The organism is Acidiphilium iwatense, from assembly GCF_021556475.1.
GTDB classification, from domain to species: domain Bacteria; phylum Pseudomonadota; class Alphaproteobacteria; order Acetobacterales; family Acetobacteraceae; genus Acidiphilium; species Acidiphilium iwatense.
Map to the genome: position 1 here is coordinate 1 of NZ_JAKGBZ010000037.1, position 19,447 is coordinate 19,447.

17 protein-coding genes and 3 pseudogenes are annotated in these 19,447 nt (G+C 60.3%); 5 read left to right on the top strand and 15 right to left on the bottom strand.

The window, feature by feature from the left end; translation table 11 throughout:
- From L2A60_RS15305 to L2A60_RS15315, 4 genes and pseudogenes are all read left to right on the top strand, one after another.
- A pseudogene (locus L2A60_RS15305) lies at positions 1-118 on the top strand (IS1595 family transposase); the annotation flags it as partial.
- 5 nt (positions 119-123) lie between these two features.
- On the top strand, positions 124-402 hold the full coding sequence (locus tag L2A60_RS20935; protein WP_407932564.1) for an MFS transporter: 279 nt from the start codon (positions 124-126) through the stop codon (positions 400-402).
- Between the two features lie 167 nt (positions 403-569).
- Complete coding sequence (locus L2A60_RS15310) at positions 570-803, top strand: hypothetical protein (protein ID WP_235705324.1); 234 nt, start codon at positions 570-572, stop codon at positions 801-803.
- 4 nt (positions 804-807) lie between these two features.
- Positions 808-2,310 carry a sodium:solute symporter family protein gene (locus tag L2A60_RS15315; protein ID WP_235705325.1) on the top strand — a complete coding sequence of 501 codons (1,503 nt, stop codon included), beginning with the start codon at positions 808-810 and terminating at the stop codon, positions 2,308-2,310.
- Positions 2,311-2,529: 219 nt separating this feature from the next.
- Here the strand turns inward: L2A60_RS15315 and L2A60_RS15320 are convergent, their stop codons facing one another.
- The 12 genes from L2A60_RS15320 to L2A60_RS15375 all read right to left on the bottom strand — a co-directional run bounded on the left by L2A60_RS15320 (position 2,530) and on the right by L2A60_RS15375 (position 15,089).
- The gene (locus L2A60_RS15320; RefSeq protein WP_235705326.1) at positions 2,530-4,377 is read right to left on the bottom strand and encodes a sigma-54-dependent Fis family transcriptional regulator; all 1,848 of its coding nucleotides are present in this window, start codon (positions 4,375-4,377) and stop codon (positions 2,530-2,532) included.
- Positions 4,378-4,574: 197 nt separating this feature from the next.
- Positions 4,575-6,209 (bottom strand): chaperonin GroEL, encoded by a 1,635-nt coding sequence (gene groEL, locus L2A60_RS15325; RefSeq protein ID WP_235705327.1) that lies wholly within the window; start codon positions 6,207-6,209, stop codon positions 4,575-4,577.
- Positions 6,210-6,307: 98 nt separating this feature from the next.
- Entirely contained in the window at positions 6,308-6,679 is a 372-nt protein-coding gene (locus L2A60_RS15330) for an MmoB/DmpM family protein (RefSeq protein WP_235705328.1), read from the bottom strand.
- Between the two features lie 46 nt (positions 6,680-6,725).
- Complete coding sequence (locus L2A60_RS15335) at positions 6,726-7,808, bottom strand: aromatic/alkene monooxygenase hydroxylase subunit beta (RefSeq protein ID WP_235705329.1); 1,083 nt, start codon at positions 7,806-7,808, stop codon at positions 6,726-6,728.
- 56 nt (positions 7,809-7,864) lie between these two features.
- Positions 7,865-8,905, bottom strand: coding sequence for an NADH:ubiquinone reductase (Na(+)-transporting) subunit F (locus tag L2A60_RS15340; protein ID WP_235705330.1), 1,041 nt, complete (start codon positions 8,903-8,905; stop codon positions 7,865-7,867).
- 86 nt (positions 8,906-8,991) lie between these two features.
- Complete coding sequence (locus tag L2A60_RS15345; protein WP_235705331.1) at positions 8,992-10,662, bottom strand: aromatic/alkene/methane monooxygenase hydroxylase/oxygenase subunit alpha; 1,671 nt, start codon at positions 10,660-10,662, stop codon at positions 8,992-8,994.
- A gap of 17 nt (positions 10,663-10,679) precedes the next feature.
- The gene (locus L2A60_RS15350; RefSeq protein ID WP_235705332.1) at positions 10,680-10,904 is read right to left on the bottom strand and encodes a hypothetical protein; all 225 of its coding nucleotides are present in this window, start codon (positions 10,902-10,904) and stop codon (positions 10,680-10,682) included.
- A gap of 17 nt (positions 10,905-10,921) precedes the next feature.
- Complete coding sequence (locus L2A60_RS15355; protein WP_235705333.1) at positions 10,922-11,098, bottom strand: hypothetical protein; 177 nt, start codon at positions 11,096-11,098, stop codon at positions 10,922-10,924.
- Positions 11,095-12,117, bottom strand: coding sequence for a WD40 repeat domain-containing protein (locus L2A60_RS15360; RefSeq protein ID WP_235705334.1), 1,023 nt, complete (start codon positions 12,115-12,117; stop codon positions 11,095-11,097). Before L2A60_RS15360 ends, L2A60_RS15355 begins: the two co-directional genes overlap by 4 nt.
- Positions 12,118-12,206: 89 nt before the next feature.
- Positions 12,207-12,995 (bottom strand): metal-sulfur cluster assembly factor, encoded by a 789-nt coding sequence (locus L2A60_RS15365; protein ID WP_235705335.1) that lies wholly within the window; start codon positions 12,993-12,995, stop codon positions 12,207-12,209.
- Positions 12,992-14,008, bottom strand: a complete 1,017-nt coding sequence (locus L2A60_RS15370; RefSeq protein WP_235705336.1) for an amidohydrolase family protein — start codon at positions 14,006-14,008, stop codon at positions 12,992-12,994. Before L2A60_RS15370 ends, L2A60_RS15365 begins: the two co-directional genes overlap by 4 nt.
- Positions 14,009-14,045: 37 nt before the next feature.
- Entirely contained in the window at positions 14,046-15,089 is a 1,044-nt protein-coding gene (locus L2A60_RS15375; protein ID WP_235705337.1) for an NAD(P)-dependent alcohol dehydrogenase, read from the bottom strand.
- Between the two features lie 252 nt (positions 15,090-15,341).
- Between L2A60_RS15375 and L2A60_RS15380 the strand changes: the two genes are divergently transcribed.
- Positions 15,342-17,213 (top strand): sigma-54-dependent Fis family transcriptional regulator, encoded by a 1,872-nt coding sequence (locus tag L2A60_RS15380; RefSeq protein WP_235705338.1) that lies wholly within the window; start codon positions 15,342-15,344, stop codon positions 17,211-17,213.
- Between the two features lie 317 nt (positions 17,214-17,530).
- Here the strand turns inward: L2A60_RS15380 and L2A60_RS15385 are convergent.
- The 3 genes and pseudogenes from L2A60_RS15385 to L2A60_RS15395 all read right to left on the bottom strand — a co-directional run bounded on the left by L2A60_RS15385 (position 17,531) and on the right by L2A60_RS15395 (position 19,446).
- Positions 17,531-18,578, bottom strand: a pseudogene (locus tag L2A60_RS15385) (IS110 family RNA-guided transposase).
- 86 nt (positions 18,579-18,664) lie between these two features.
- Positions 18,665-18,788, bottom strand: a pseudogene (locus L2A60_RS15390) (transposase); the annotation flags it as partial.
- 349 nt (positions 18,789-19,137) lie between these two features.
- On the bottom strand, positions 19,138-19,446 hold the full coding sequence (locus tag L2A60_RS15395; protein WP_013640689.1) for a DUF2274 domain-containing protein: 309 nt from the start codon (positions 19,444-19,446) through the stop codon (positions 19,138-19,140).
- Between the last annotated feature and the right edge of the window lies 1 nt (position 19,447).

A 19,447-nucleotide genomic window follows, 5' to 3' on the forward strand; every position in this document is an offset into this window, starting at 1 on the left:
GTATCGGTTCAATCGCCGATATGACCTCGCCAGCATGATCCCGCGCCTCGGCTGGGCCGCCGCCCAGACTCCTCCAATGCCGTATCGCCTCCTAAAATTGGCTGAAGTTCATGGGTAAACAATATCGCTTATGAGTGGGCAGTTGGAATCGTCTATGTTACCGAAATTTTCCCGACCGAAATCCGCGCAAGCGGCTTTGGCTGGAGTGCAGGATTAGCGAGAATTGTGTCTATTGCGGCACCTGTTATGACTCAAGTGTTGGCCGGCGCTCTGGGAGTTGCCCATGCAATTCAGGTTTCTGCCGTAATTTGGCTTTCGCTCATTGTCGGATATCTAATTTCTCATGAAACGCGCGGCACTGAGTTGGCCGATAAGATCGGGAGTCTAGTCCATAAACAGTGATATTTGGAGTGACGTTTTGTAATTGTTATGCAAAGCGGGCCCGCCGACGTCGACGTGCCCGCGTCATAGAGATCAGAGATCGAGAGTGTAGCACGAGGATTTGAATGCTTGACATCATTTTTGTCTGATATAAGATATAAAAAATCAGTTTTCCAAAGGAGGATGCCATGCGCCTATCCATGTTCGCCTGGCTCGTCGGTCTCGTCCTCATCGTCCTGCTTTATACGGTTGGGCCGGCGATCGGCTTCAATCACGCCACGCCGCCGATCCTGGGGATGCCGCCACTTTATTTCTGGTTCGTGCTCGTCCCGCTGCTCAACCCGGTCATTCTCGGCGCGGTTTATCTGATCGACCGGGACGAGGGCCGCAAAGAGGGTGTTATCGGCGACGGGGAGGTCTGACCTCATGGCGTCGCTCTATGAGGTTCTCGGCTTTGTCGCGCTCAGCCTTTTGCTTATCACATGGCTCGGCATCCGCTCCGGCCGCCGGACATCCGCAACGCTGACCGGATGGATGGTCGACGATCGCTCGATGGGGCCGCTGTTGACCTGGTTTTTGCTTGGCACGGAGATCTATACGGCATTCACTTTTCTCGGCCTCGCGGGTTTCGCCTATGCCAAGGGCGCTGGTATATTCTACAATGTCGGGACAAACGATGTCGGATATGCGCTGGGGTTCTTCATCTTGCCCGCGATCGGGATGATCGGCCGCCGATTTGGTCATGTCACCCAGTCCGACTTCATTGCCGACCGCTATCAAAGCAAAGGCCTCGGGATCATCGTCGCTTTTTCCACCGCGATCATTTTGATTGCCTATATCGATCTCAACATCGTCGGCCTGGGTGCGATCCTTGCCGTCCTGACCAACCACCGCCTGAACCTACTGAGCGCGGACACCATCGGCTTTGCCGTGCTGACGCTCGCTGTGTTTTTCGGCGGAATTCGCGGCAACGCATGGCAATCGATGGTCAAGGACATCCTGATGTTCATCGCGATCGGCGCTTTGTTCTTCATGGTTCCATTCCGGTTTTTCGGTGGATTCGGCTCGATGTTCCACCGCATGGCGACAGAAATTCCAAAGCACATCACGATGCCGGGGCCGAGCGGCAAGCTTGGCCTTGGGTGGTTCGCCACTACGATCCTGCTAACCGGGTTCGGCCAGTGGATGTGGCCGCAATGGTTCAATGTCGCCTATACCGCCCGCGGCGGACGAACCTTGAAGCTGCAAGCGGTCTTCATGCCGCTCTACCAATTGGTCAAGATCGCGGTCATTACCGTCGGCTTCGCGGCCGTATTGATCTTCGCGGGCCATAAAGTCGCGGGCAACGACGTGGTGATGCTGATTGCGAAACAGATTTTTCCGGTGTGGTTTCTGGCGGTATTCGCGCTGGCGGCGGTGCTCTCCGCCATCGTGCCGGCAGGACCGATCATCATGATGTCCTGCACTCTGCTCGCTCACAATGTCTTTGCCAAGCTCAGGCCCGGCATATCGCCGCAAACCATATTTGGTCTTTCGCGTTGGCTCGTGTTTGCGGTCACTCTGGCAGCGTTGATCCTTGCGATTGTCGCCCATGCTCTGATCGTCGTCATCCTGCTCGTCGCCTATGATTTCATCGCCCAGTTGCTGCCGGGCATCGTGATCGGCGGCCTGTTCTGGCGGCGCGCCACCTTGGCGGGAACCGCCGCTGGACTCGCGGCGGGCTGGGGGCTTTCGCTCGCCTTTCTTCTCACCGGACATGGCCAGATATGGCACATGAATTCGGGATTTGTCGCTCTTGTGGCAAACATTATTGTATTTGTTCTCGTTAGTTTGGTGACGAAACCAGTTCCTGCCGAACAACTTGAGCCATTTTTTGCGGCCGCCAATCCATGGCGTCGACCATCGGCAATGCCTGTTGCAGCCGAATGAACGGTTTGGGTGACATGCGGTATGCATCTTATACCAACCGCCCTGGACAATGACCCATCACCCGTCATTGCGAGCCGGCGTCGGCCGGCTCGCAATGACAAATTCGCATCGGCATGTGTCACAGATTGAGGCCGCTGGTATTATATAAATTACATGAACAAGCGGCATTGGCTTACTGTTTTTCGCCTATCTCGGTGGGCGTGTTTGTAACGCGCATAATCACCGACTCTTCATTCTGCGATGGAGCGTGCTGCGTGAAATACCCAATTGTCGCGCCGCCTGGGACAGATTACCCTGGGCCTCCTCGATCGCGCGCGCTATCGCACTCTGTTTGACGTCCGCGAGCCGGACAGACCCGGTGGTAACGTTGGTAAAGTCAGTCGCCAAAATCAGCGAAATTTCCTCGACACTGACGTCTGGACTACCGCTCGCGAGCAATAATCCCTCGACCAGATTACGCAACTCGCGCACATTTCCCGGCCAGTGATAGGCGCGCAGCCGCGCCATAATGTCCGACCCGAACAGCCGCATCGCGACACCGTGCCGCTCCGCCACGGTGCGGTTGAAATGCGCGACCAACAAGTCGATATCTCCCGGTCGGCTGCGCAGCGGGGGCACGATGATGCTGGTCACGTTGATACGATAAAACAAGTCGCGACGGAAGCGACCCGCCGCGACCTCGTCACGCAAATCCCGGTTGGTCATCGCCACGAGCTGGACCGAAACACGCCGCGGCGTGGTATCGCCCAGCCGATAGATCACGCCTTCTTCCAAAGCCCGCAACAGGATCGGCTGCAGATCGAGCGGCAATTCGCCGATTTCATCAAGACAGAGCGTGCCGCCATCGGCGAGTTCGAAGCGTCCTGGCCGCCCATCAGCCGTCGCTCCGGTAAACGCACCTTTGACATGGCCGAACAATTCGGCGCCGACCAATTCTTTAGAAACCGCGCCACAGTTGAACACGACGAATGGGGCATTGAAATCGAACTCGCCATGCATTGCCCGTGCAAACAGTTCCTTGCCGACGCCGGTTTCCCCGTGGATCAGTACCGGGACCCGGTGTTTGGCCAATTGCCTGGCGCGTTTGACCGTCTCAAGTACCGGTTGGCTGACGCCGACGATGTGAGAAAACGCGCTGCGGGCGACATCGGCCTCCGATCCCGACGGTACGCCGCGCGCGGGCAGACGCGCTCGGTCCGGGGTAACGAGCATTGCGCCGATCGGTCTTCCATCGAGCATCACAGGATCAAAGCCATCGACCCGGAGCGATTCGGGGATGTGATCGAGCCACGCTTCCATCGGTCGATGCGGGTCAAAGCCGGGCATGCGCTGGCCCAGAGCCGCGGGCGTATCCATATGCCCGTTCATGTAAACGATGCGGCCGGCGCGATCGATAACGAGAATGCCGCCGGTCGCGGGCATCCGCTGCAGGCATGTCTCTAACAGGCGCACCCGTTCGAGGCTTGCGCGTTGCGCCAATGCTGTTTCGATCTGGCGCGCAGCCGCCACCGCAAGCGAGAGGTTGCTGCGTTGATAAGTCGATGGCGGGCCGGAAATATCGACGACGCCCAGGATCGCACCGGTGCCCGGTTCATGAATGGGTGCCGCAGCGCAGGTCCAGCTTTTGATCCCTTCGCAGAAATGCTCGGTGGCGTGAACCTGCGCGGGACGCCCGGTCGCGAGCGCGGTGCCGATCCCGTTGGTGCCGATGACATCCTCGCGCCAGTGGCCGCCACCCACCAGATGGATGCGTTCGCCCTCGGCGATGGTAGTGTTGTCACCAACCGTTTCCAGCACGACCCCGTCAGGGTCGGTGAGCAGCATCATGCAGCGGGAGTCGGCGATCATCTCGTTGAGGCGGAGAAAAATATCGGCCGCCGCTGCAAGCAGTTCGGTGTTCCGATGGCGCAAATGGCGCAAATTATCGCCAATCGCTGCGAGCGGCGCATGGCGGGACGCGGGATTGACGCCCTGCGCAAGGCTGCGTTGCCAGGACGAGACGACAAAGTTGCCGAGCGGCATTGTGGCTTCCGGCTCGCCGACCAGAAACCGTTCCCACGCCCGCATGGTATCCCGATCGGCTGACGCTGGTGCTTGTTGGCGCCACCCCCGATAGGGTTCAACCAGGAATTTCACGTTCGTCGATTCGAGTGGTTTCGAATAGGATCGCTTTACCATGATCCCTCCCGCAGCATGGCGATCGCGTCAGCAGGCCATGGCCGTGCCGATCATATAGATGTGATGCAGCGCACTTTCCACCGGAATCAGCTTCGGCCAAGTTTTTCAGCACCACCGCCGAGAGCCGGGCCGGCTGTGGGATCGACATAATCCGGCCGGTCGGCGATCAGCGTATGGGTGGTCAAAATCAACGACGCGACCGACACCGCATTGCGCAAGGCGCTCACGCTCACCTTGACCGGATCGATGATCCCGGCTTCATCCATCACCACCATCGCACCCGACCGCGCATCCAGCCCGGTGCCCGACGGAGCCGCGGAAACCTGCGCCACCATCGCCTCGGCGTCAAACCCGCTATTGGTCGCGATCGCGGCAAGCGGCGCGATCAGCGCGTCGCGCAGCAGAAGTGCCCCAACCCGTGCGCCATTGAGCAGCCGATCCGCGCTTTCTTCGAGCTCCGGCGCAATCTGCGCCAGCGCGGTGCCACCGCCCGGCACCACGCCTTCGGCGATCGCGGCACGTGCCGCGGCCAGTGCATCCTCGATCAATTGAGCGTGGCGCTTCTGCGCCACTGGCGTCGCCCCGCCAGCCAGTATCGTCGCGGTGCCGCCCGACAATTTCGCCAGTCTTTGTTCGAGCTTGTCGCGGTCGATATCGTTGGGCGCAAGATCGAGTTGGCGCCGCACCTGTTCGCGCCGCGCCGCGATCGCCGCGACATCGCCGTCACCACCGGAAATCAACGTCATGTTGGCGCCGATCCGCACCTGCCGCGCGCTACCCAGATCGGCACGCGCCGCCGCCTCGATCCGCCCACCAAGATCGCGCGCGATCACCCGCCCGCCGGTGATGATCGCGATGTCTTCCAGCATCGCCTTGCGCCAATGCCCGTATTCTGGAGGATGGATTGCCGCCACTGGCAGACCGCCCTCACGCCCGGCGAGCAACGCGGCCACAGCCGCCGGAGCGACCTCCTCGGCGATCACCAGCAATGGCTGATTGCTCGCCCCCACCAGTGCTCTGATCTGGCCAATCTCCGCCGCCGTCGTGATCTTCAGATCGGTCATCAGGATCAGCGGATCGTCCAGCACCACCTGCATCCGCTCCACATCGGTTACCATGTGATGGGAAATATAACCCCGATCGAAACTCATGCCGTCGGTCACGTCGAGCAGCGTCTCCACCGTGGCGCTGTTCTCCACCGTCACCATGCCCTGCGGCCCGGCCCGCTCGATCGCCTCGGCGACCAGCGCCCCGGTCGCGGCATCGTTGGCGGCGATGCTCGCGACTGCACGAATTTCGGCGGCGTCGCGTAGCGGCCGCGCACGGGCCCGCAATAAGGTGATTACCGCCTCGGCCGCCGCCTCCATGCCAGCCACGAGTTCGACCGGGCTGTCCCCGGCCGCCATCCGCGCCAGCCCCTTCTGCACCAGCGCATCGGCCAGCACCGTCGCGGTCGTGGTGCCATCGCCGGCGGTCAGGTTGGTCTGCATCGACACCTCGCGCAAAATTTGCGCACCCATATTCTCGAACCGACAGGCCAGTTCGATCTCGGCTGCGATCGATACCCCATCGCGCGAGACCATTGGCGTGCCGATCGGCCGATCGATGATCGCGTTCATGCCACGTGGCCCCAGCGTGCCGCGCACCGCGCGGGCAAGCTGCGCCACGCCCCGGCCAAGGGCCGCGCGCGCAGCTTCGTCATGAAGCATCATCTTGGGCATGCTGTTTCCCGATTCTCGTTCGTCAAGGTTTCTGGTTCAAAGATTTCGTGATAGCGGAGCCGCGCACCGCCCTCCGGGCAGAGCGCGGTCTCACTGGATCACCGGTCGGCGTATTTTATATATTCCATCGCCTCGTCCATATCGCCGAACAGCACCACTGTATTGTCATCGACCATCACCATCCGCCCGTAATGGGTCGATGTCGAAATCTCGAACAGATGCGGCGTCATCGTCCGTCCGAGGGATTCCGAAATTTCATCCATCTTGAAGGTGATCTTGCCCTCGCCGTCGATGCGGATCAGCGCCGGCTGATAGGTAACCGTGATGCCTTCCTTCGTGGCCATCACGTCGGCGATCGCGCGCGCCTCGACGCTGTCGTTCATCGTAACACCGCACTGGTGAGAAATCGTGTCCTCGAAGCGGACATCCTTCATCGACTTGAAAATGGTAGCGGGATGAGCCTGTGTCATGGGTGTTTCCTTTTGTTGCCTTGATCGGGATCCGGCGGTTTTGCGGTCACTGGTCCAGCGTGGCGCGCACGTCGAAGCCGATTTCGGCGGCGATCGCGCGAGCGCGGTTCTTCGCGAGGTCGAGGACATCGGTGAACTGCGCCGCTTTCACCCGTGGTTGCGACCAGATCGGCTGCAACTGATGCGCCGCCAACAGAGCAAGCGCGCCATGCTTGTTCATCCAGGAGATCAGCAGTTTCCGGTTGTGCTCGCCATGAGTTTCGTCAAGCACCAGCAGGTGGAACAGTTCGACCGCATTGGCGAGGTTGCGTTCATAATCACCCTCGGCCGCGGAAACCACCGCCGGCGTCATGAAATCGTTCTGGGCCGCGGCCATCTGCATGATGAAGCCGCTGCGGAACAACTCACCCACCAACGGCTCGAACACGATGTTGGTGACGAAATATTGTTCGAGGAAATCGCTCGTCCCCATGACCGTCTCGATCGCCTGGCGCGTGCCCTGCCAGACCGGATCTTCCAGCCAATGCTGTTTGCCGGCCTCCTGGTCGAACCCTTCGATATCGAGTGCCAATTCCCCGAGGTAGAGTGTCAGATCCTGGGAAAACCGCAGCTTATAGGAGGAATTGGTCAGGATCGCATTGTTGATCATCTGGGTATAGCCATAGCGCTGCGCCTGCATGGTCGCGGTGCCCAGGCCGAATTCGGCATGTTTGTAGGCGCCAAGATGATCAGTCAGAACCTTCACCCATGCCCGATCGAACCGGCCCGGCGCGCCGGACCGGCGGCCATTCTCGATCACGTTGCTGATCATGCCGACAATGGTTGACTGGCGCTGGTAATGGGTGCGTTCCCACTCCTGGTCAATCGCGCGGAACTGATGCCAGTTGGACGATTTCAGCGCGGTCCAGGTTTTGTCGTAGGTCGGCGTGCCGTCGGCAAAATTGATGATCCAATCCTGCAGCAGATACCGCTCCGGATCGGGCTGGACATCGACCGTCATGTCCTCGTAGTGGCTCGCCTTGCGGCCTTTGGGTTCGAAATAGTTATACTTGCGGCTGTCGGACCCGGCGAATTTCGCGGACCCGGCGGCGCCTGACTTCTGAATAGTCTGTGTTTCCGTCACGCTCATCTTATCTCTCCCGATTTATGGTTCAGTGGGTTGGGCGGCTCGGTTCCGCGCGGCGATTACCGTACCGCGGTGGTGAACTTGTCGAAGTAGATGTGCTCGGGTTCGACCCCGGCCATCTGCAGCACCGGCAACACCGCATCGATCATCGGCGGTGGGCCGCAGGAATAGGCGTCTATTTCGCCTTCGAAACCTTCGCTGCGCAGGTGCTGGGCCAGAACCTCGTGGATGAACCCGGTTGCGCCGGTCCAACCATCGCCGTCTTCGGCGTTCGACAAAGCCGGGATGAATTTGAAATCCGGCAACGCCGCTTCCAGCTTTGCAAAATCATCGAGCAGGAACAGATCAGCTTGAGTGCGCGCGCCATAGAAAAACCGCACGGGGCGGCGCTCGCCGCTTTCCACGTGATCCTGCAAGATCGACTTCAACGGCGACATACCAGACCCGCCGCCGATCAGCAGCATCGGGCCAGGCCGCTCCTCGCGCCGAAAACAGGTTCCGTAGGGTCCTTTGGCGGTGAGTTTGTCGCCCGGCTTCAGTGCGTCATCAAGAGCTGCTGAAAAGGCACCCAGCGGATATTTTTTGATGATGAACGAGAGTTTGTTTGGTTCGCTCGGCGGATTGGCCATTGAAAACGACCGCGTAACCACCCCGTCCGGGAGCGTAATATCGACATATTGCCCCGCCCAGAACCGCAACGGCTGGCCGAGCTCGATTTCCAGCAGCCGAATGTCGTGAGTGAGCTTCTCGATCCGCGTCAGCCTCGCCTCATAGGATTTCACCGGAATTGACCGGCGCATCAAGTCCTCGTCGTAATTCAGCAGCTCGATCTCAAGGTCACTGTAGGCGTGGGTCTTGCACAGAAGGATGTGCCCGGAATCGCGCTCGTAATCCGGCAAGGCAAAGGTCGAATATTTCAGCAGTTCGATATCGCCATTGACCAAAAGAGATTTGCAACTGCTGCACTGGCCTTCCTTGCAGCCATGCATCACCGAAATGCCCTGGCGGAACGCCGCGTCGAGCACGGTCTCGCCTTCCTCGACCTCCATTTCGATGCCGACCGGCTCGAACCGGACCTTGTGCGTCGCGATATCCGACATTACGTTTCCCGTTGGTGTTATTCAGGCGAAGCCAGAGAAAAATCCGGACGCCGTGTGAGCGACGTCCGGAGGAGCGGAGCTGAAAATCAGTTCAGGGCATTGATCACGAAGCCCTTGCGGTATTCCGCAGCGGCTTTTTCCTTCTCCTCCACGGAAAGCTTGCGGAAATTCATGAGCGGGCTGCCCAGCGTGTGACCACGCACATCATCGAGCGTCCACATCTTGCTGTCGTCAAAATGCAGATGCGGTTGCGGGACGAGGGTTTTGCCGTCGTTGCGCACGAAGCCGAGATCGGTGATCGCATCGGCAAGATCCCAACCATCGTAGCACGACTCCCACTCGCGCCGGCCGCTGAAGCGACCCATCGCCGGCGTCGGCCGCCCTTCATATTCGGCGGCGAACGCAACCTTGTGGGTCCAGCGGCAAGTTTCCGAACAATAGGTGTAAGTCTTGCCGTCAACCTCATCGTAGCAGAAGTCTTCACGAATCAGGCACGGCACCATGCAGCTCCAGCAACGGTGCGGATAGACATATCCCGTATCGGTATTGAACAGGATGTTGGTCTCGCCCTTGTGGCTCAGTTTGGCATACCATTTCCAATATTCACCGAACTTGGTATACCAGCCGGGATATTTGTGCTCGAACCACTCAAAATCGCGGTCGGTCTGCGCTTCGATGCGCCAGAAATTCACCGGCCAACCGACCGAGAAGAATTGGGCAGTGTAGTGGACGTAGTGGTTCTTGACGATTCGGTCCCACGCCGCCGCGACATCGTCGTGATGGATCTTGATGCCGTATTTTTCGAGCGGCAACATGTAGGTCCGGTAATAGTCCTCGTAGATCCAGCGATGCCACAGCTCGGCATAGCTTTCCTTGTTCCTGTCACGATTGGTCGTACCGTATTCGACGAAAGTGCCGATCGCGGCATCGACGATCGCGTGGTTCTGCCAGAACGCATATTTCAGATCACGTTCGAGCAGCAGATGATTATCCGGGTCGTTGATCAAGGACATCAGCAATGAATGGCCGTTGCCGATATGCCGGCTTTCGTCGGACTGAACCGACAGGAACACCGTCGGCAGCGCATAGTCACCATTGCGTGCCGCCTCTGACGGCATCGCGACAAACAAAGTGTTCGTGAACGCGGTTTCCGCTACCACGGTAAGATAGATATTCGCCGAGGTGATCGCGTCACCGGTCACAAAGCCTTCCGCGAATTGCCGGCCGATGGTCGAGGCATAGCATTTGCCGAACGCGGCTTCGGTGATGTCGAACCCTGCCGGATCGATGTAGTTCTCCATATACCACTTCTTCAGGTTCATCTGAATCGTGGAATGACGGAATTCGTCGACCATCTGCATCGCAAAGCCGGTACGCAGTTCTTCTCCCGGCGCCAGGCGTCCCACCATCGCCATCGACCGCGCGGCGGAAATTTCTGGGAACGGAATGATCGCCAAGAACAGCTTCATCCACTCGACCCAGCGCGGTTCGACATTGCGGAACATGTCGCCGCGCAACGCCGCGTCGAGCGCGCCATAGACGCGATTGTCCTTTTCCTCCTGCATCGGGAAATACGACCGTAAAACCTGCTTCATCGGGTCGCGCGGAGTTTTCTTGATCTTATAGTCGGTGGGAAAGGTCATCGCTTCCTGCACGTAACTCGGCGTCCAGCCGAGATCGGCGACGCGACGCGTGGCCTCGTTGATACTCATACCGCGCTGGGCGGTAATCTTGTTGAGCGTTAAACTGTCAGGCATCTTGGATTCTCCCGATATCATTGCAAAACTGTCGCCGTGTCGGCAATGCGAAACGCGAAGTCACGGCAATTGCCATTGGCGCAGAGAATTTTAAGCATAAATCGTGCCATTGAATTAATCACGCTGAATGGCAGGAGATTTGCGATACTCCGCGTCGCGATCAACGATTGCACTATCGCAGAATGCGCCGATCGTGCATCGCGCATGTCGCAGGATGCGACAGATGCGATCTCGACCAGCAAGAAATGGTCTTGCCATATCACGACATCGCACCATCGTCGGGCGGCTCGGTGAAGCTCTTGCCTTCGGCGATCCAGCGCGCGGCCAGAACAAGAACGCCCATCGCAAAATCCTTGCCGTGGGCCGCGATCATTTCATCGGCTATAGCGCCCACGCGCACAAAGAATGCGTCCTTGGACGTCTGTTCGTCTTTCATGAGCGTATTCCTGTTCGAAACAGAATATCTGGCAGAGCGACAACACCGGCTTCGTTATCGTCGGTGGCAAAGACCAGGGACTCACCATCGGGCGCATAAGCGAGATGGCGGATCGCGGCGCCCTCCGCACGAACCTTCATGCGACCAGGAATTTGCGGTTGGCACAGAAAAATCGTGCCCAGTGCATCGCCATAAGCGATGATCGGGCGGCGCGGATTGCACGCCAAGGCCGTGACGCCGGCCGATTGTGCAACACAGACTATAGGCTTGTCGCCATTGCCTTGGGGCCAGCATAAAATGGTGCCGTCGATCGCCGCGATCAGTGTGCCTTCGGCACTGAAGCCGATCGCGGCCGGTGTGCATGGCTGCGCCATCCGGCGCGGCAACGCGGCGGTGTCGATGCACGATATCTCGATTGCATTCCCGGTGGCCCGATGAGCGAGCATGGTACCATCGGGACTCCAGGCAAACCGCCCTGCCGCTTCGGCTGAACCAATTGATCGGACCCGGCGAACACCAGCTATGGCGAGCATGACGCCCTCGCCATGGCCGATAGCGAGGTTCAGGCCAGGGGGATCATAGGCCAGCGCTCTGACTGAAGTTGGCATCGCGATGCGGCGGGCGTCCGGCCCGAACATATCCACTTGACGGCCTGCCACCATGGCGCAACGGCCGCCGCGACCGGCCCCGACATGGGTAATTGTTTTGCGAGGATGGTCGGCGATGGTCTTGATCTCGCCATTGGCGATGTGCAGAAATCGTCCGTCCGCACCGCCGGAGACGATCCCGCCCGAAGGCAGGCTGGCCAACGACAATACCGCATCCCGATGGGCGGCGATGATGGTGGGCGGTGGCGGTGGCGCCTCGCCGGCCCTGATTTCGACTCCACCGCCTGGCCGATGCGCCAGGGTTGGTGCGCCGGGCCATCGCGCGTGCAGCATGACAATCGCACCATCGGCCAGCCCCAGGCACGCGACCGAACCATCCCAGGCCAGGGTATTGATCGGGGAAGTGAACACGAAGCTCGCACCTAGAAGATCGAGCAAAGACGGCGGCTGAACCCTGGTACGCTTTAAGGCATGCTCTACGGCATTCCGGGGGCTCACAGTTATCGCCTCCGTATGTCGGTGCCGTGCGGCCGCGGCGCTTGGCCCTGCCGCATGAAATCCGCAAGTCCCGGTTCCGGCGGCAAGGCGGCGGATGTGGTGCCGTAGCGGGCAGCAAGCAGCCCACGGCAAAGCGCTCCGTTGAACTCCGCGTTCAGCCCGACTCGGCGGATGTGGCGGAGATAGACATGCAGCGTCTCCGGCATGATCGGCTCGCCGGCGCGGGTGACAAAGGCGCTTGGCAAGCCGTGCGTTAGAGGACGACGTACGAGATAGCGCATACGCAAGACGATACCCTCGTCATCAAAAGCGAGGCGTTCGAGCCCGGACACATCGAGGTCAAGAATTGCAACGGGATCATGTCCAAGCGACAACATGTGGCGTAGCAAGGCTTCCTGTCGCCGTTCGAAGGATTTCAGGCCAAAGTGAAGGCGGATGCTGGCCAGATCGTCGCTTGCCTCGGTGGGAAACGCCTCGGCGAAATCCTTGCCTTGTGCGATCCCATCGTTGATTTCAGCGATGAACATATGCTCGTCGAGCCGGATACTCGCACGTGTTACCCAGGGCAGCGACAAGACGGCATCGCGCATATCGGCCGCCATGAGATAGGAGAAATTCGCCGCACACCAATAGGTCGGCAGACGGAAATCCACGTTCACGCCATCGTCGTCCGTAATATCGATCGCGATGACGAAGCCGAGTTCGACCACGCTCTCGTCGAGTTCCGGATCGGTCACCTGATCGAGAGCGGCGCGCACCGCATCGATGCGCACCTGTCCTCGATCGGTCACGCGACCTTCGCCTCCATACGGCTAAGCTTCGTTTTCTGGGCCGCGATATCCACCCCGTAGAGGCGCGCCGCGTTTTCACCGAGGATTTTTTTCTTGGCGGTGAGCGTCAGTTCCTTACCGGTCTCCTTCATCACCTCGTCCGGCAGTTCGAACGCCATGAACTTTTCCACCAGCCATTGCGGCGTCCAGATACCGTAATCCGAGCCGAACAGGATACGGTCCTCACCCAACCAGAACAGCAGCTCGGAAATTACCTTCGCGAAGTATCCTGGCCGCGAGTGGATGAACGGCAACACAACCGCGAGACCACCATAGACGTTCGCTTCCTGGACCGCGATCCAGCAGAAATCATCGAGGCGCGGCAGGCCACAATGCTCGACGATGAAGTTCAGATTCGGGAAATCCGTTGCACAATGGTCGATGTCGGCGACATCGAAAGCGTCGCGGTCGAGCGGGATGATCGTCGGCCCTTTGTGGACGTGGATGTTCTTGATCCCGAGCTTCTCGCAGCGTTCCAGATATTTATACGCTGCTGGCTCGGAAAGCTTATAGCCCCGGCTGTCGCCTTTCCATTCGGCGGTATACAGTTTCACGCCTTTGATCTTGTGAACCTCGGCCATCGCATCCAGCGCATCGAGCCCGCCTTCGCCATCGCGCGGGTCGAATGCGCCGTTGAGAATGAACCGGTCGGGGTAGCGCGTCTTCAGAATGGCGTTCTGCTCCAGCGTGTTGAAGCCGTTCTTGTAGAAATCCTTGAGATAGGTCGGCTGGAAGATCGCCATATCATCCGGCCCGTCGATGAATAAATCCCGCACCATCTGCTCGGCGCCGTATTTGGCGAATTTCTCTGGCGCCCATAGCTGTTCGGCCGGCGAAAGCGAGGCGTGATAGCCATAGAAACAGTCGATGAACTGTTTACCGTGGATGTTCCTGATGTTCTCCGGGCTCGCATCCCACAGATGCACATGCCCGTCGATGATGAAGATTTCCGATCCGTCTTTCGCCTTATACATTTTTGTTCCGCTTCCTCAGTTGTGGTTGATCACAATGTTACGGGATCAGCACGGCACGGCCACGAACGCGGCCGTTGTGGAGATCGTGTAGTGCGGTATTTGCATCTTCGAGCTTGTATTCGCGGGTCGCCAGCGTGACTTTTCCCTGGTCCGCCAATGCCATCAGCTCAATCAACTCGGCATAGGTGCCGACCAGATTGCCGACGATGGTTTTCTCCGTAGTGATCATATCGATCGTAGGAATATCGATCTTTCCGCCATAACCAACGATGTAATAGAAACCAGCGTTGCGCGTCATCGCCAATCCCTTGGCGATCGCATCGCCCTCGCCGACAAAATCGATCACCGCCTCCGCGCCCTTACCTTTGGTGATCCGTAAGACCTCGTCGACCTCCGACCCATCGGCCTTCACCGCGAAATCGGCGCCGCATTCCTGCGCGAGTTTCAGCGCCATATCGGCGCGGTCGACAATAATGATTTGTGCGGCGCACAAGGCGCGCAGCACCTGGATGCCGATATGGCCGAGGCCGCCCGCCCCGATGACCACGGCATATTCGCCAGGCAGCAGGTGCCGTGATGCCTTCTTGGCCGCGCGATAGGCGGTCAATCCTGCGTCGGTATGCGGGGCGACATCCTTGGGGGCCAGAGTTGTCGGCAGCTTGATGATCGAGCGCGCGCCGGTACGCAGATACTGCGCGTAGCCGCCATTAGCATTGATGCCCGGAAATTCACTCTCCTCGGCGTGCATATCCTCGCCGCGCCGGCACGCGAGGCAATGACCCGAGGTGATCAGCGGATGGCAGATCACCGGGTCGCCAACCTTCAGATGCGTCACGCCGGACCCGATCTCCTCGATCCAGCCAGCGTTTTCGTGGCCCATGATATGCGGCAGCGCCACCTCGACCTTGGAACGCCAGATCCCCTCGATGATGTGCAGATCGGTCCGGCACACCCCGGCGCCACCGATGCGCACGATCACATCATTGGTGCCCTTGATCGCAGGGTCCGCCACATCCTCATAGGTCACGAAGACCGGCTTCTCCAATCTCTCGTCGTATTCGTGCAGCACGGCTGCCTTCATGGCGCGGTTTCCTTGTTTCTTGGTCTGAGTCCTATCCATGCATCGGCCATGCCAAAGCCGCAGCAGACTGGAATCCGTGGGCGACGAGCGGCAAGCTGTTCCGTTTCGCAACAACTATGAAAAAGACTTGTTCCGTCGCGCGCCAATGGCGTGTATCCACAAATATTGTGCGTAGCAGACACACCCGGCACAGATCGGGGCGCCGCGCCAAAGCACGTAAGAAGATTGCTCGCACACGCAGTCGGAGGAAACATGCTGCCCCAACGCGAGACCGTTGCGCGCCTGAGCCAAGCGCGTGCCTTGATGGAACGAGACCGCGCTATCCCGCCGGGCCTGGTGCCCGCAGCTATCGCCGAAAGCTGGCGACGCTGCATCGCGGTCGGGCTCGATCCACGCCACCCTCCGAAAATCGCTCGGCTTTCGGCGACAGCTCTCAATCGTTCTCGCGCTGCACATGAAACAGTGTACCACCTTGCCCGCGCCGAGATGCAGGCGCTGCACCGGCAACTCGGTGCCCACAGCTTCGTCCTCGCCTTCGCCGCGCCTGATGGTGTGCTACTCGATACGCTAATGGTCCCCTCATGCCGGGCCGACATCGAGGCGTTCGGGATCATCCCCGGCACGCTGTGGCACGAGGACAAGCAGGGCACCAACGCGCTGGGTACTGCGATGACAAATAGTCAGCGTATCGCAGTGCGTGGTGCCGAACATTTCTTTGCCGATCATAATCGGCTGAGCTGTATTGCCGCGCCCATTTTCGGCCCCGATCACACGCTCGCGGGCGTGCTCGATGCGTCCTGCACTGCCGCGGCCTATGCGCCGCACGCGCGCGCGATGGTCGCACTCGCCGCTGCCCAGATCGAGGCCCACCTGTTCCGCATCACTCATGCCGGGCAACGGGTACTGACGCTGCATGGCCGTACGGAATTTCTCGATACCGCCTATGCCGCCCTGCTGGCGATCGATGAGGGAGATCGGGTGATCGCCGCCAACGACCAGGCGCGGTTCATGCTGGCTGGCCTGCCTGAACCGACGGGTGCCCCGCTGTCTGCTCTGTTCGAACCGGGGAGCGCCACGGCGTCCCGCGGACTGATCATCATGCTGACCGACCGGACCGGCCGGGTGTTCCGTGCAAAGTCGGATGGGACGCGGCTCGGTGGCACGCGGGCGCGGGGCGTGGCATCAACGCGGCCGGCCCCGCACCAACGCGCCCCAGGTGAGCCCGTCGCGGACGATCCAACCACCCGTGCCGCGCTCGATATGGCCGGGCGCGCAGCACTTCGCGGCATGCCAGTGCTGATCCGTGGCGAGACCGGCACAGGTAAGGAGGTCGCGGCGCGTTACGCCCATCACGCCTCGGGCCGGAGCGGAAAGTTCGTCGCCATGAACTGCGGCGCGATCCCGCCCGATCTGCTCGCCGCAGAATTATTCGGCCACGCCGAGGGTGCGTTTACCGGCGCCCGACGGGGCGGCGCGCAAGGTCTAGCTGCGGAGGCCGATGGCGGCACGCTGTTTCTCGACGAGATCGCCGATCTGCCGCCCGGCGTGCAAGTCGCGCTCCTGCGGTTTCTCGACGATTTCTCGGTGCGGCCGCTGGGTGGCGGTGCGCCGCGCGTGGTCGATGCACTGCTGCTTGCCGCGACCAATGCCAATCTCGCTGGGGCAGTCGCCGAAGGACGGTTCCGCGCCGATCTCTATTACCGGCTTGCGATCGTCGAAATTCTGCTCCCGCCGCTGCGCGAGCGAACAGATTTCGCCGCCCTGGCGCGCACGCTGCTCGCTGCCCTGGACCCGGCGTTGCATCTGTCCGATGCGGCGATCACCTGCCTCGCCCGGCACAGCTGGCCCGGCAATATCCGCGAGTTGCGCAACATGTTGTCGCGCCTCGCCCTTACCGGGCCGGACCACATCGACGAAGACGCGGTCGCGGCCCTGCTGGTGCAGACCTCGAGCGAGCCGGTCATGGAGCATTCGGCGCTGCGTGACCTTCAGACGCGACAGATCACGGACGCGGTGCGCGTGGCGGGCGGGAATGTCAGTGCCGCCGCGCGGCGTCTCGGCGTGTCCCGCAACACAATCTATCGCGCACTCGACCGAAATCCTGGGTCGGCGATGCGTCGCTGAACGTCGGCCGAAATCGGCTGAGCGTTCGATTATGGAAATCCCGTCTGAATCCCAACGTATGGCCCGCCCCGTCTGCAAGTAGTTTTTTGTCAGATGAACCGTGTAGTCTGCGTCAACGTATCCGGCCTCGGAGTAAGCTCCCGGCCACGATGGAGATCCGCGCGCTCTGGTTCTCATAACTTCGACGGCGTCAAGTCCGCCATTGGGTCTAGCAGATTTCCAGAATACCGATCGACTGTCAGGCCATCTTTCTTCCACCACCCGCAAACATCATGGACCGGTTAGCCGATCATCATATCAGCACCGGTCGATTTCGGTCACGCCGTCACACCAACGGCTTTCGCGTCAAATTTGTCGCCGTGGCGTAGGACGGCCCACGCAATCCGCGCCAGCTTGTTGGCCAATGCGACGACCGCGGCGTTCTTGTGCACCCTGGCCATCAACCCCCGCAGCCAGCCGCCCAGTGGTGTAGCACTGGTCAGCAGACCTGGCAGGGCGGAGCGCGCGCCATGGATCAACTGCTTGCGCAGATATCTGTTGCCGCGCTTGCTGATCCCGGCAAGCCGGGGCCGCCCGCCCGTCGTGATCTGACGCGGTACCAACCCCAGCCAGGCCGCGAGATCCCGACCCCGCGAAAACGTCTCGCCCTTGCCGATCGCAGCGATCAGTGCGGTGGCGTTGATCGGGGCCGATACCGGGGATCGAAAGCAGCCTGCAGGCCGCCTCGTCGTCGCGGGCACGGGCAACAAATTCGTCGTCGAAAGCACCGATCCGGTGATCCAGTTCGCGCCATTCGTCCCGCATGTCCCCGATGAGAGCCTGCATTCGTGGGGTCAACGCGATGCTATCCTCGTCGTTCTGATCGAACCGTGCCACCAGGTAATGCTCGAGCTTGCGCCGTCCCTTCGGCACGGTAATCCCCCGTTCGAGAAGGATCGCACGCAGCTGGTTGATCAGCGCCGTCCGTTCACCGACCAATCGGTCCCGCGCCCGATGCAACGTCTGTAGGTCGAGCTGCTCCTCGCTTTTGAGTTCCACAAAGCGCATCGTCGGTCGGGTCGCCGCTTCCGCGATCGCCTCGGCATCCCGATCATCGTTCTTCTGCGCCTTCACATACGGGCGCACATATTCCGGCGACATCAGCCGGACCGTGTGACCCTGAGCCGCCAACAGCCGCCCGAGATAATGGGCGCCACAGCACGCCTCCATGGCGATCACACACGCCGGGATCTTCGCCGTGAATACCGTCACGCTGTCCGGCCGCATCCGGCGCCGCTTCACCACGGCGCCGCTCGCATCCAACCCCGCGAGGCTGCAGCTGTTCTTGCCCAGATCGATCCCCAATACCGCAAGCTCTTTCGCCATGGCACATTCCTTTCCTTCCGGTGGCCCCCGCAGACTACGCCGCGGGGAAAGGGGCGGGCCATTCCATAACTTCGATCCCAGCGCCTTCCACTTGTAGAACGTCGCCTCGCTCACGCCGTGCTTGCGGCACACGTCTGCCGTCTTCGCCCCCGCCTCCTGCTCGCGCAGGATCCCAATGATCTGCTCCTCGGTAAAACGCGATCCCTTCATCTCCGCCTCCTGCTCAGGCGGACTCTACCTAAAATCGGAGGAGTTTCAGGGGCTCAGGTCAACCCCGCCATCGGGGTGCCAGAGGATCACAGTCGATAGACATTCGAGCACCCCGCCCATCCTCAGATTTGGATTTCGAGTGAGTTATAATGAAAGTGGTTGCGGGGAACCGCAGCCATCATGACTTGCGCGGACTTCAGGGACTCGCGCGGGAGATCAAACTGGTCGCCGGCGAAGAATTTCAGCAGGACTTGCTTTTCCGGGCGGCAGCTTGATCCGTGGATGTTGAAGTGCCGACGCAAACCGAGGATGCAATCTCGGTTTGATTGCAAGTTTTTTCGCATTGACCCTAAATTGTAGGATGATTTTTCGTACTCGTATCGCCGGGTGTCTCGCCACGCTTCGAGCCGGACTGATTGACCGTCTCTGACAAGCCCACCGCTTTCTTCTTCCGGCTCCGGAAACCCCTATCGGTCGTGATGAACCGCTCGACGATCAAGGGCACGAGTTTCTCGACCAGTGGGGCATCCGCCAAACTGTCCTGGGCGGCGATCGCGGCGGCATAGTCGCGCAGCAGATTATCCTGCGCGGCGGTGAAGGTAATGGTCCGTTTTACCGGCCGGTCGTCTGGCAGTGCACCGATACGAAGTTTTGCCATT